Genomic DNA, 12,367 nt, shown 5'->3' with positions numbered 1-12,367 from the left:
GGGCGCGCGCTCAGAAGCGGGGGAGCTGCTCGTTCGGGTCCTCGTCGGGATCCGCCGGGATCGGCTCCGGATTCGGGTTCAGATCCGGATCCCGCTCCTCCGGCCGGCCCTGGCCCGGGAACGGGCGATCCGGGTCGGTCGGATCGGGCAGCGGCGGGACGGGCGGTATCGGCTGCTGGGTCATGGTTCCTCCTAGGGGTGCCTGCGTCGGAGTTCGGGAAGTACTTCCGTGCGGTAGAGGTTCATCAGGTCGACGGTGTGCGGACCCATGTTCGCGACGTACACCTCGTCGAAGCCGGCCTCGACGTACGGCGTGAACGCCTCGACGTGGTCGTCGGCCTTGGGCCCGGCGGTCACCGACTCGGCGGTGGCCTCCTTGGTTACCAGCTGGCTGGCCTGTTCGAAGTGCCGCGGCGAGGGCAGCACCTGGGCGAGCTCACCGGGCAGCCCGGCGTTCGCCCAGATCCGGTGCGCCTGCTCGACACCCTCCTCGACCGTCGGCGCGTAGCTGACCTTGAACCCGCCCTGCGCCGGTTTGGCACCGCCGCCGTTGTCCCGGAAACGCTGCAGGAGCTTGCGATCCGGGCTGGTGGTGATGTACCCGTCCGCGATCCGGGCCGCGACATCGGTTGCCTCAGGCCCGAATCCGGACATGTAGATCGGCAGCGGGGCTTCCGGGCGGGTGTAGATCCGGGCGGTGTCCACGGTGTAGTGCTTGCCGTGGTGGGAGACGAACCCCTCCTCCGTCCAGAGCCGCCGCATGATCTCCACCGCCTCTTCGAGCATCTCCAGCCGGACGTCGACCGTCGGCCAGACCGATCCGAGGATGTGCTCGTTGAGCGCCTCCCCGCTGCCGATCCCGAGCCGGAACCGCCCGTTCAGCAGGACGGCGCTCGTCGCCGCCGCCTGCGCGATCACCGCCGGGTGGATCCGCACCGTCGGGCACGTGACCGCCGTCGTCACCGGCAACTCACACACCCGCGAGATCGCCCCGATCACCGACCAGACGAACGCGCTCTGCCCCTGCTCGTCGTTCCACGGATGAAAGTGGTCACTGATCCACAACCCGTCGAACCCGGCCTCCTCGGCCATCCGCGCCTGCTCGATCAGCTCCGCCGGCGTGTACTCCTCACTCGACAGGAAGTACCCGATCTTCACGTCGTCCTCCACTCACCATCGGGCCCCCTCCGGTGCCCGCGTTCCCCCGATCCATGCGCATACGACGCCGGGGAGCGGGCACCGGCCGGGTCCGGGCTCGTTGAGAGGAGTGTTGTGCAGCAGATCGAGACGCGGCCGTTGGCGGACGAGGAGCTGATCGACCTTGGCGCGTACTGGCGAGCGGCCAACTACTTGTCGGTTGGGCAGATCTATCTGATGGGTAACCCGTTGTTGCGGGAGCCGTTGCGGGTGGAGGATCTCAAGCCGCGGTTGTTGGGGCATTGGGGGACGACGCCTGGGTTGAACCTGATTTATGCGCACTTGAATCGGGTGATTCGGCGGCGGGAGCGGTCGATGTTGTATGTGACCGGGCCGGGGCATGGCGGGCCGGCGTTGGTGGCGAATACGTGGTTGGAGGGGAGCTGGACGGCGGCGTACCCGACGACGACTCGGGACGCGGCGGGGATGGCGCGGTTGTTCAAGCAGTTCTCGTTCCCGGGTGGGATTCCGAGCCATGTGGCGGCTGATGTGCCGGGGTCGATCAACGAGGGCGGTGAGCTCGGGTATTCGCTGAGTCACGCGTACGGCGCGGCCGCGGACAATCCGGAGCTCGTGGTGGCGTGTGTGGTGGGGGACGGCGAAGCCGAAACGGGGCCGTTGGCAACTTCTTGGCATGCGAACAAGTTCCTGAACCCGGCGCAGGACGGCGCGGTGCTGCCGATCCTGCATCTGAACGGCTACAAGATCGCGAACCCGACGTTGCTCGCGCGGATCGGCGACGAGGAGCTGACCGCGCTCTTCCGCGGGTATGGCTACGAGCCTTACCTGGTTGAAGGTTCGGAGCCGGCCGAGGTGCATCAGGCGCTGGCGGGGGCACTCGACCACTGTCTGGATCGGATCGACGAGATCCAGCGCGAGGCGCGCTCGGTCGCGACGGCGCCGACGCGCCCGGACTGGCCGATGATCGTGTTGCGGACGCCGAAGGGCTGGACCGGTCCGCGGACGGTCGACGGCGACCAGATCGAGGACACCTGGCGGTCGCATCAGGTGCCGCTGTCCGGCGTCCGGACGGACGACGACCACCGCCGGCAGCTGGAGTCGTGGCTGCGCAGCTATCGGCCTGAAGAGCTGTTCGACGCAGCCGGGCGGCCGGTGGAGCGGCTGCTTGCGCAGGTTCCGCGGGATGACCTGCGGATGGGATCGTCACCGCATGCGAACGGCGGGTTGCTGACCCGCGATCTGGTCCTGCCCGCGGCGGCGGACTACGCCGTCCCGGTGAAGTCGCCGGGGGCCGAGGACGGGGAGCCGACGAAGGCGTTCGGGGCGTATCTGCGGGATGCGTTCGAGCTGAACGCGCCATACCGGAACTTGCGATTGTTCGGGCCGGACGAGACGGAGTCGAACCGGTTGAACGCGGTGTACGCCGAGACTGGGAAAGCCTGGCTGGCCGACCGGAAGCCGACCGACGAGCACCTCGCGCCGGACGGTCGGGTGCTGGAGGTGCTCAGCGAGCATCTGTGCCAAGGGTGGCTGGAGGGTTATCTGCTAACTGGGCGGCACGGGGTGTTCTCGTCGTACGAGGCCTTCGTGCACATCGTGGACTCGATGGTGAATCAGCACGCGAAGTGGCTGAAGACGATCAATCGGCTGGACTGGCGGCGTCCGATCCCGTCGTTGAACTACCTGCTCACGTCACATGTCTGGCGACAGGACCACAACGGGTTCTCGCACCAGGATCCCGGTTTCATCGATCATGTGGTGAACAAGAAGGCCGAGGTCGTCCGGGTCTACCTGCCGCCGGACACGAACACGTTGCTGTCCACGATGGATCATTGCCTGCGGACCCGGAACCAGATCAATGTCGTTGTCGCCGGCAAGCAACCGCAGCCGAGCTGGCTGAGCTGGGAAGCGGCCGCGCTGCACTGCGCGCGCGGGATCGGCGTTTGGGACTTCGCCTCGAACGACGACGGCGATCCGGACGTCGTGCTGGCGTGCGCGGGCGACGTCCCGACGATGGAGACGCTGGCCGCGGTCAGCCTGCTCCGCGAACACCTGCCGGAGCTGCGGATCCGGGTTGTCAACGTCGTCGACCTGATGCGGCTGCAGGGTGCGTCCGAGCATCCGCACGGCCTGCCGGACCCCGAGTTCGACGCGCTGTTCACCACCGACAAGCCGATCATCTTCGCCTACCACGGCTACCCCTGGCTGATCCATCGCCTGACCTACCGCCGCAACGGCCACGACAACCTCCACGTCCGCGGCTACATCGAGGAGGGCACGACCACCACCCCGTTCGACATGGTCGTCCAGAACAACCTCGACCGCTACCACTTGGCCATCGACGTCATCGACCGCGTCCCCACCCTCCGAACCCGCGCCATCACCACCCGGCAGTACTTCACCGACCAGCGGACGCGGCATCACGCGTACGTCCGCGAACACGGCGAAGACCTGCCGGAGGTCCGCGACTGGCGCTGGTCAGACGACCTCGGCCAGTGAGGTGGTCAGGTCGTCGAGGACGGCCATCGTGCTCAGGATCGTGCCGAACGCGAGGCCGTCGGCAACCTTCTTGGGCAGCCAGATCAGGTCGCCACGGCGGACGGCGGGGATGGCCTGGAAGACCTTGTTGCGTTTCGCGGCGGCGGCCTCGTCGCTGTAGGACTGGCCGATGATGACATCGGCCTCGTAGTCGGCGAGGCGTTCGCTGCCGATCGAGGCGTAGAAGTCGTTCGGGTGCTCCTTGGCCAGCTTCTCGGCGATCGGGGTGAGCCGGAAGCCGAGCTCGAGCAGGGCCTGCACGCGCGGGTCGACCGCGAAGTACAGGTAGAAGTCGGGCGCGGCCGGCCAGATGTAGCTGAGCGACTTCCCCGCGAACGACGGGTGCTTCGCGCGGGCTTCGGCGTACCGGCGTTCGGCCTGCGCGATCAGCTCGGCGGCGCGCTGCTCGCGACCGAGAATCATGCCCATCCGCCGGGTGTGATCGCGCCACGGCGTCCCGTAGGCGCCGTCCGCCCGCGCCGGCCCGACGGTCGGCGCCACCGCGGCCAGCTTCTCGTAATCCGGCTGCTTGAGCGCGTCGGTCGCGATGATCAGATCCGGCTCGAGCGACAGGATCCGCTCGACCGGCATCCCGTCCGTCAACTCGAACCCCACCGGCTGCGCCGTCCCCGCCAACGGCTGGGCCCAGGCGTTCAGCCCGGTACCGAAGAAGTCCGTGAAGCCCACCGGCACGACACCGAGCGCCAGCGCCACCTCCACATCCGTGTAGCCCAGCACCACCACCCGCCTCGGCTCTGCCGGCACCGACGTCCGCCCGAACGCATGCTCCACGATCCGCCCAGCCGCCGGCTCATCCGCCACCGGCTTCGAACAAGCAGCCAGCCCCAGCGCCAAGCCGCCGGCCAGCACCCCGCGCCGCGGAATCCCGCCGCCCAGTTCCAGCGTCTGCAAGTACGGCATCGCACCCCCTCTGTTAGGTAACCCTAACTTACTGCGCGAGGGGTCAGTCGAGGAGTTCCAAGGCTTCGGTGAGCGAGGTGGTGACCGGGTGGCCGGTTGCTTCGAGGGCGGTGCGGGGCATGGCGCCGGTGGTGACGAGGATGCAGCGGGTGCCGGCGGCGGTGGCGGCGTGGGCGTCGTCCACGACGTCGCCGATCAGGACGACGCCTGCCGGGTCGAGCTGCTGGGCTTCGAGATGAGCTTGGAGACTCTCAGCCTTGGAACCGCCGCCGACGGTGGCGACCAGGCCGTCGACGCGGCGGAAGTGCGGAGTCAGGCCGAAGGCTTCGACGGTGGGCGTGAGGCGGTCGTGGAACCACATGGAGAGCAGCGACTGGGTGCGGCCGGATTCCGCGACCGCGCGGAGGGCGCCGGGTGCATCGGCGGCCAGGCCGCAGGTTGACAACAGAGCGTCGTACCGCTCGTGGTACAGCTTGTCGACGCGCGCCCACTCAGCCTCGTCCAGCGAACGGCCGATGATGCTCTCGTACGAGACCTGCATCGGGCGCGTGTACGCCGCCTGCCACTCCGGCCAGGTCAGCGCAGCGCGACCGAAATCGCTGAACACCTGATTAACGGCAGCCAACACGACCTCGTTGTCGTTCAGCAGCGTCCCGTTCCAGTCCCAAACGACATGAGAGATCTTCACCGCCACAAGCTTAGGTGAGCAGTCCGTCGACCAGGGCCCGCAGCCCGATCGGGTAGGTGTCGCGGGCGGCGTACGTCGGCCAGTCCGCACCGATCGCGGCCAGCGATGGGCTCTGCCCGGCGTCGAACACGAACGCAGGCGACGAGCCGTACGGCGACCGCGCACGGACCAGGATCTCGCCGACCGTGTAATACCAAACGCTGCGGAACAGGACGACGGCCTCTTCGGGCGTACAGCCGTGGTCGATGGCGCCGGCGACGATCGACTCGACCGGCCACAGCGCCGCGTCGTCGAGCAGGCCGACGAAACCGTCGGCGGTGAGCACCTCGGCCGCCCACGGCCAGGCGGCGAACGCGTCGTGCAGGAAGAGCGCGGCCGCGACGATCCGCTCCCGCGGGTCGGCCGGCAACTCGGGCCGTTCGAGGCGACCGGCGTACTCGTTCAGCACGAGCAGCAGCAGGTCCTCCTTGTTCCGGACGTGGTGGTACAGCGTCGTGGTCCCGATCCCGAGCTCGGTCGCCAGCCGGCGGACGGTCAGCTTCTCCCAGCCGTCACGGTCGATCAGCCGCCGCGCGGCACCGAGGATCTCGGTGCGCGAGGTGACCGGCGGAACATGTTCCTAAAGTCCGCCAAGTCAGTCCATCCCGGCCGGACGCTCGCCGCGGTGGCCGTCGTGCAATTCATGGTGTCGCTGGATCTGTCCGTGGTGAACGTCGGTCTCCCGCGGATCGCCGCCGGTCTCGGCTTCAGCGCCGTCAACCTGACCTGGGTGATCCACGCCTACGCCCTCACCTTCGGTGGTCTGCTGCTGCTCGGCGGCAAAGCGGCCGACCGGTACGGACGCCGAACCGTCCTGCTCCTCGGCCTCAGCTTCTTCGGTCTCGCCTCTCTCCTCGGCGGCTTCGCCCAGGATCCGGGCCAACTGATCGCGGCCCGCGCCGCCCAGGGCATCGGCGCCGCGGCCCTCGCCCCGGCCGCACTCGCGCTGCTGACCGCGACTTTCCCGACCGGGAAGGAGCGGATCCGCGCCTTCGGGATCTGGAGCGCGATGAACGCCGCCGGCGGCGCGCTCGGCGTCTTGCTGGGCGGTCTGCTCACCGAGTACCTCGGCTGGCGCTGGGTCATGCTGGTGAGCGTGCCGATGGCTGCCGTGGCGTATCTGCTCGCCACTCACGTCCCCGCTGACCGACCCGCCACGCTGCGGGGCCGGCCGGACGCTCTCGGCGCCGTCCTCGCGACGGCCGGTATGACGACGCTCGTCTTCGGCGTCGTCCGGACCGAACACGTCGGCTGGGCCTCGTCCGCGACGGCGGCCACGCTCGCGATCGCCGTCGTCCTGCTCGGGGCCTTCCTGGCCGTCGAGCGGACGACGACCCGCGAGCCGCTCATCCGCCTGGGCTTGTTCGCGCACCGCTCGGTCAGCGGCGCCAATGCGTTCAACCTGCTGGTCGGCGCGGCAATGGCTTCGTCGTTCTACTTCATGTCGCTCTACCTGCAGCGCGTGCTCGGCCATGGTCCGGCGGCGACGGGCGTCATGTTCCTCCCGTTCGCGCTCGGCGTCGCGGTCGGCGCGTTCCTCGCCATCCGGCTCGGCTACCGCGTCCCGGCGTACCGGCTGATGGCGAGCGGCGCCCTGCTCACCGCGATCGGCTTCGGCTGGTTCGGCCTGATCTCGGTCGACGGCTCGTTCCTGGCCGACGTCCTCGGCCCGTCGATCATCGCGAGTGTCGGCTTCGGGCTGTGTCTCGGCCCGGTCGTCGCGACCGCGACCCACGGCGTCGCTCCCGAGGAAGCCGGTACGGCGTCCGCGCTGCTCAACAGCACCCGCCAACTCGGCGCTGCGCTCGGCCTGGCCGCTCTCGGAACCGTGGCCCATCACGAGTCCGGCGCGAGCAGCAGCCCGGCGGCGCTCAACAGCGGCTACGCGATCGGTCTCCGGTTGTGCGCGGCCCTGCTCTTGGTTGCGGTCGGCATCGTTCTCGTCGTCCTCCGTCGCGTGCCGGCCGGCCGTTGATTGCGAACGGGGTGACGCTGTTCAGGCTGCTGGCGACGGTTTGGATCCTGACGCTTGCGATGCGGGGTGAGCACCTTGGATGGTTTTCGCTGGTGGCGGCTGGATGTCTGATTTTGGACGGCGTGGACGGGCGGATCGCTCGGTATCGCGGCGAGACGAGTCGTTTCGGTGCGATCTTCGACAATGAGAGTGACGCCGCGCTCACGCTTGTCCTTGCTGTGAGCCTGCCGTTGTACGGCGTCACCGGCTGGTGGACGGTCGCGATCGGGGCGCTTCGCTACGGCTATCTGCTTGCGGCGCTCGTGCTGCCTGACCTCCGGCGGCCGCTGCCGTTCTCGCAAGCGCGGCGAGTGATCGGGATGGGGCAGGCGATCCTGCTGGTGGTCGCCCTGTTGGTGGCGTCTGCGGCTCCGCGGCTGGCCGTCGTACTGCCGGTTGTCGGCTTGGTGAGCCTGGTGTGGTCGTTCGGGCGGGATGTTTGCGGTCAATTGACCCGGGGAGGGGGTGAAATCGGGGGCGGGGTGGCGACATAGGACGGGTATGACCTCAGTGGCGGAAGAGATGGGTGGCGGCGCCGTGGTGCACGATCCACCGGCGAGCGGGCAGCTCATGCGGTTCGAAGAGCTGTTCGCGGCACACCATGAGCGGGTGCTCGGGTACCTGCTGCGGCGGGTGGCCAACTCCGGTGATGCGGACGACCTGGTTGCGGAGACGTTCTTGACTGCGTGGCGGCGGCTGGGGGAGGTGCCGGACGACGAGGGCGCGCTGCCGTGGCTGTACGCCGTGGCGCGGCGGGTCCTGGCCAACCATCGGCGGCGCGAGGAGACTCGGATCGCGCTGGTCGACAAGCTGCGGACGGCGCCCGTCCGCGCCGGACACCCGGATCCGGAGGGGGCCGCGCTGACCGCGGCCGCCTGGCAGGAGCTCCCGGAGCGGGACCGCGAAGTACTGGCGCTGATCGCCTGGGAGGGCCTCGACGCCGAGCAGGTCGCGGTCGTCCTCGGCTGCTCGCGGAACGCCGTCCGGATTCGCCTGCATCGTGCGAAACGCCGCTTCGAGAAGTTGCTCCGATCCACTCCGGCCCTGCCTGAAGGAGGTGCGGTATGACGCGTTCGACCGTCGACAAGATCCGTGACCTGAACCCGGTCTCCGACGACGAGGCCCGGGCCGCGGCCCGGGCCAACGGCACCGCTTGGCTCGATGTCCTGGCCGAAGCGCGGCAGACCGGGCAGGAGGTTCCGCATCGGCGGACGAGGCGCCCGGTGGTTCGCCGGCTCGTGCCGATCCTGGCCGTGGCCGCCGTCGTCGGCGCGGTCGGTCTGACCGTGATCGACCGGTCGGGCAGCGATCGGCAGGAGGCGCTCGGCCCGGCGCTCGCGTTCAGCGACGAGGGGCGCTACGTCCAGATCAAGATCGTCGATCTGGAGGCCGACACCGCGCGGTTCACCAAGGAGCTGAAGAAGCACGACCTGAACTTCACGATCAAGCTGCTCGCGTCGACGCCATCGTCGGTCGGCAGGCTGATCTGGGAAGGGGGGACGAGCGGTAAGACCGGCGGTGACTTCAAGATCGGCGTGCAGCCGGAGGGCTGTGCGGTCGGCGGTCCGACGCCCTGTTTCATCGAGATCAAGGTGCCGCGGGACTACACCGGAACCGGTGAGCTGGCGATCGGCCGGCCGATGCGGCCGGGTGAGTCCGCGGAGACCGGCGGCACGATCGAAGAGCCGGGGGAGCCGCTGGCCGGTGTGAAGTTCTACGGGATGCGGGTCGACAAGGTGCGTGAGTTGCTCGCGCAGCGCGGGTTCGTCGTCCGCTCGTACGTCGAGCGGAAGAACGACAACAACGTCCGGCACCAGAGCGTGCCGGACGGCTGGTTCGTCACCAACGGCCAGCTGGTGGTCGACAACCAGGTCACGTTGCGGGTGTCCCCGAAGTTGCGGTGAGCAACTGATTCGGCCTCCGTCACGCGCGCCGTGACGGAGGTCGCACACCCGCCCGTGGACGACAATTGACTAAGGGTAGCCTTACCGAAGAGGATCGAGAGTGTTCCGGTCCGGCACTCTTCAGGAGGAATCGTTCGGTATGCGGCTGTTCGTGCTCGCGCTCAACCCGACCGATTCCGTCACCGAAGGATTCCTCCCGGCAGCTGCCCGGCTCGGCCTCGAGGTGACCCTGCTGACCGACTCGGTCGACGCGCATCTGACGGCGTACCGGCGGCTGCCGAACCCGCCGGAGGTGCGCGCCTGCGACGTCCGGGACTTCCGGGCCGTCATCGGCGAGATCGCCAATCACCACAGGCCGGACGCGATCTTCAGCAACAGTGACCACCTGCAGGCGCAGACCGCGCTCGCCGCGCAGTACTTCGGCCTCCCCGGCAAGGACTGGCAGGCCGCGTTCCGCACCAAGAACAAGGCGGAGGCCCGCCGCATCCTGAACGACTCCGGTCTGGACGCCGTCTGGACGGCGGAGCTCGCGCCGGATCAGGGCCCGGAGACACTCACCGGCGTCCCGTTCCCGGTGGTGGTGAAACCGCGCGAAGGCGTGGCCAGCGAGGACGTCGCGCTCGTCGCGGACCACGCTGAGCTCATCGAGTTCACCCGCGCGGTCCAGCAGCGCCGGCCGGGCGCGGTCCTGCTGCTCGAAGAGTTCCTGGCCGGCGAATTGCACACGCTCGAGACCCTCGGCGACGCGACCTCCCGGCAGGTGCTCGGTGGTTTCCGGACGGCGATCTCACCGCCGCCGGCCTTCATCGAGGAGTCGCTGGAGTTCGTCGGCGCGCACCCGGCCGCGGTGACCGGCCAGGTGCTCGCGCAGCTCGACGCGCTCGGGGTCGGCTTCGGCGCCTGCCACACCGAGTTCGTCGTCCAGGCCGATGGCCGGGCCCGGCTGATCGAGGTCAACTACCGGTCGATCGGCGACCGGCTCGACCTCGCGCTCGTCCAGCTGCTCGGCATTCCGTACTTCGAACAGGTCCTGCGGATCCACCTCGGCGAGCCGCTCCCGGCCGACCTCGGCGCCCGCACCGACCTGACGTCGTACAGCTACTACCTCTGCGCGGACCGCTCCGGCACTCTGACCGCCGCCCCGGAGCCGTTCGACCGGACCGTCGACGGCATCGCGCTCTCCTACCGGACCTTCCGCGACCTGGGCGCGACCCACCCGCTCTACACGACCAACCGGGACTACCTCGGCGTCGTCCAGGCGATCGGGCCGGACCGGGACGCCGTCCACCGGATCGTCGCGGAGTTCGTCCGCGACCACGTCTGGGAGATCACGCCGTGAGTGCGGCGACAACGCTGACCCTACGGGTGCTCTCGACGCTGCTCCGCGAGGACGTGCTCGGCCTGCGCACGCTCGGCGCCGTCGTCGAGCGGGCCGACGGCCGTTGGGTCCAGGTCAGCCTCGGCGGCCGCGCGCTCGCGCTACCGGTTGCCGAGGACAACTTCCAGTGCGAGTACGCCGCACGCCGCCCGGTGCTCGAGGTCGACGGATCCGAGTTCACCCGGCTCGACGACATCCTCGGCGTCCTGCAGGAGCTCGCCGACCCTGAGGACCAGGGCGGTTACGACACCTTCGCCGACGAGTGCCGGCAGACCCTCGCGACGATGCAGCTGCACGACGAGATCCAGGACGACGTCCGCGCCACGCTGGTCGACCGCTACGGCAGCGACCCGACGCAGTGGACCGGACTGCGAGCCTCGCTCGCCTTCGACACGCTCGCCGCCTTCCTCGATCACCCGGTTTACCCGACGGCGCGAGGTCGGCTCGGCCTGACGACGGCTCAGGTCCGCGCCTACACGCCCGAGCTGCACCCGACCTTCCAGCTCCGCTGGGTCGCCGTCCCCGGGGCGGTCGACGTCGCGTGGCCGTCCTGGTGGCCGACGGCGAGCGACGTCGGCCTGCCCGAGCTGACCGGGCGCCACCTGATCCCGGTCCACCCGCTCACCGATGTCACCGACCTGGACTGCGTCCCCGCGCCCCGCCCGTACCTGGACGTCGTCCCGACCTTGTCGACGCGCACGGTCGCCGTCGTCCAGGACCCGCGCCGGCACTTAAAGTTGCCGATGGCAACAGCAACGCTCGGTGCGCGCAACCGGCGGACGATCAAGGCCGGCGTGCTCGTCGACGGCGCCGGCGGTCAGCGGCTGATGGAGGCCGTGATCGCCCGCGAGCCGCGGTTCGCGACCACGATCCTGAACGCCGACGAGCAGACCTACTTCGAGAGTGGTCACGAGCTGCTCGCCGTCCTGCTCCGGCAGTATCCCGAGGGCCTGGACGACGTCCTCACCGTCCCGCTCGCGGCCTTCGCGGCCCCCGCGCCCGACGGTCGGCTCGTCGTCGAACACCTGGCCGACCGCTTCTACGGCGGCGACCTGCTCGGTCTGTACGACGCCTTCGTCACGCTGCTGCTCGACTGGCAGACGACGTTGTTCGGTTACGGGATCGCGATCGAGTCCCACCAGCAGAACACCTCGGTCGTCTTCGGCGGCGCCGGTCTTCGCCTGCTCTACAAGGACAACGACGGACTCCGGATCAACCGGCGCCGGTCCGAGCTCGGAGCGGCCGCCGAGGCCCGCGGTGACTTCACCGACGCGCGGATGTTCGGCGACGACGACCGGGCGCTCACCGATCTGTTCACCACGATCACGGGCCACCTCTGTACGGCGTCCCTCGCCTTCGCGCTCGAGGTGCCGTTGGCGCAGACCCTCGGCGTACTGCGGACGCGACTGACCGAGGCCGTCGATCGGCTTGGCGCAGCGGGCGCGGCCCTGCGCACCGACCTACTCGATGCGGACCGGCTGCCGGTGAAAGCGATGGTCACCGCGGGCACCCTGCTCAGCAAGCAGCGCTCCGGCGCGGCCGATATCAACAAGCACTACACCACCGGACCCAACTACCTGCACCTGGCGGCGACCGGCCGATGAGCGTCGCATCCCTCGTCGCATTGGGCCTGGCGGCCGACGCGGCCGGAGGACGCGCGCCCGGCCGGATGTTCGGTACCGTCGAATTCTTCGGTCAGAGGTTCTCTGAGGGCGGTCGCCGCCGCC

General features: G+C 69.4%; 12 protein-coding genes. 7 read left to right on the top strand and 5 right to left on the bottom strand.

Annotated features, from left to right (window positions below; translation table 11 throughout):
* Positions 1 to 10: 10 nt before the first annotated feature.
* Positions 11 to 184 (bottom strand): hypothetical protein, encoded by a 174-nt coding sequence (locus tag ACZ6ZD_RS23420; protein ID WP_465675438.1) that lies wholly within the window; start codon positions 182 to 184, stop codon positions 11 to 13.
* 8 nt (positions 185 to 192) lie between these two features.
* Entirely contained in the window at positions 193 to 1,158 is a 966-nt protein-coding gene (locus ACZ6ZD_RS23415; protein ID WP_465675436.1) for a TIGR03557 family F420-dependent LLM class oxidoreductase, read from the bottom strand.
* A 114-nt stretch (positions 1,159 to 1,272) separates the two neighbouring features.
* On the opposite strand from ACZ6ZD_RS23415, the gene ACZ6ZD_RS23410 reads away from it, so the two are divergent.
* Complete coding sequence (locus ACZ6ZD_RS23410) at positions 1,273 to 3,657, top strand: phosphoketolase family protein (RefSeq protein WP_465675434.1); 2,385 nt, start codon at positions 1,273 to 1,275, stop codon at positions 3,655 to 3,657.
* Here ACZ6ZD_RS23410 and ACZ6ZD_RS23405 read toward each other — a convergent pair.
* Genes ACZ6ZD_RS23405 through ACZ6ZD_RS23395 form a run of 3 tightly spaced genes read right to left on the bottom strand, consistent with a single transcriptional unit; the run spans position 3,637 to position 5,753 of the window.
* Positions 3,637 to 4,617 carry an iron-siderophore ABC transporter substrate-binding protein gene (locus ACZ6ZD_RS23405; RefSeq protein WP_465675432.1) on the bottom strand — a complete coding sequence of 327 codons (981 nt, stop codon included), beginning with the start codon at positions 4,615 to 4,617 and terminating at the stop codon, positions 3,637 to 3,639. The genes ACZ6ZD_RS23410 and ACZ6ZD_RS23405 overlap by 21 nt on opposite strands.
* Before the next feature lie 43 nt (positions 4,618 to 4,660).
* The gene (locus ACZ6ZD_RS23400) at positions 4,661 to 5,305 is read right to left on the bottom strand and encodes an HAD family hydrolase (protein WP_465675430.1); all 645 of its coding nucleotides are present in this window, start codon (positions 5,303 to 5,305) and stop codon (positions 4,661 to 4,663) included.
* A 10-nt stretch (positions 5,306 to 5,315) separates the two neighbouring features.
* The gene (locus ACZ6ZD_RS23395; RefSeq protein ID WP_465675428.1) at positions 5,316 to 5,753 is read right to left on the bottom strand and encodes a hypothetical protein; all 438 of its coding nucleotides are present in this window, start codon (positions 5,751 to 5,753) and stop codon (positions 5,316 to 5,318) included.
* Positions 5,754 to 5,918: 165 nt separating this feature from the next.
* Here ACZ6ZD_RS23395 and ACZ6ZD_RS23390 point away from each other — a divergent pair, with 165 nt between their 5' ends.
* From ACZ6ZD_RS23390 to ACZ6ZD_RS23365, 6 genes are all read left to right on the top strand, one after another.
* Complete coding sequence (locus ACZ6ZD_RS23390) at positions 5,919 to 7,319, top strand: MFS transporter (protein WP_465676087.1); 1,401 nt, start codon at positions 5,919 to 5,921, stop codon at positions 7,317 to 7,319.
* Positions 7,320 to 7,330: 11 nt separating this feature from the next.
* Positions 7,331 to 7,852, top strand: a complete 522-nt coding sequence (locus ACZ6ZD_RS23385; protein WP_465675426.1) for a CDP-alcohol phosphatidyltransferase family protein — start codon at positions 7,331 to 7,333, stop codon at positions 7,850 to 7,852.
* A gap of 7 nt (positions 7,853 to 7,859) precedes the next feature.
* Positions 7,860 to 8,426, top strand: a complete 567-nt coding sequence (locus ACZ6ZD_RS23380; protein WP_465675424.1) for an RNA polymerase sigma factor — start codon at positions 7,860 to 7,862, stop codon at positions 8,424 to 8,426.
* Positions 8,423 to 9,262: a hypothetical protein gene (locus ACZ6ZD_RS23375; protein ID WP_465675422.1), complete on the top strand. Its 840-nt coding sequence runs from the start codon at positions 8,423 to 8,425 to the stop codon at positions 9,260 to 9,262. The genes ACZ6ZD_RS23380 and ACZ6ZD_RS23375 overlap by 4 nt, the downstream gene beginning before the upstream one ends.
* Positions 9,263 to 9,401: 139 nt before the next feature.
* The gene (locus ACZ6ZD_RS23370; protein WP_465675420.1) at positions 9,402 to 10,601 is read left to right on the top strand and encodes an ATP-grasp domain-containing protein; all 1,200 of its coding nucleotides are present in this window, start codon (positions 9,402 to 9,404) and stop codon (positions 10,599 to 10,601) included.
* Positions 10,598 to 12,244: an IucA/IucC family protein gene (locus ACZ6ZD_RS23365; protein WP_465675418.1), complete on the top strand. Its 1,647-nt coding sequence runs from the start codon at positions 10,598 to 10,600 to the stop codon at positions 12,242 to 12,244. Before ACZ6ZD_RS23370 ends, ACZ6ZD_RS23365 begins: the two co-directional genes overlap by 4 nt.
* Positions 12,245 to 12,367 lie beyond the last annotated feature (123 nt).

Source organism: Kribbella sp. NPDC104218 (assembly GCF_055584105.1).
The sequence above is the reverse complement of the archived record's forward strand: the minus strand, read 5'-3'. Positions and strand labels throughout refer to the sequence as shown.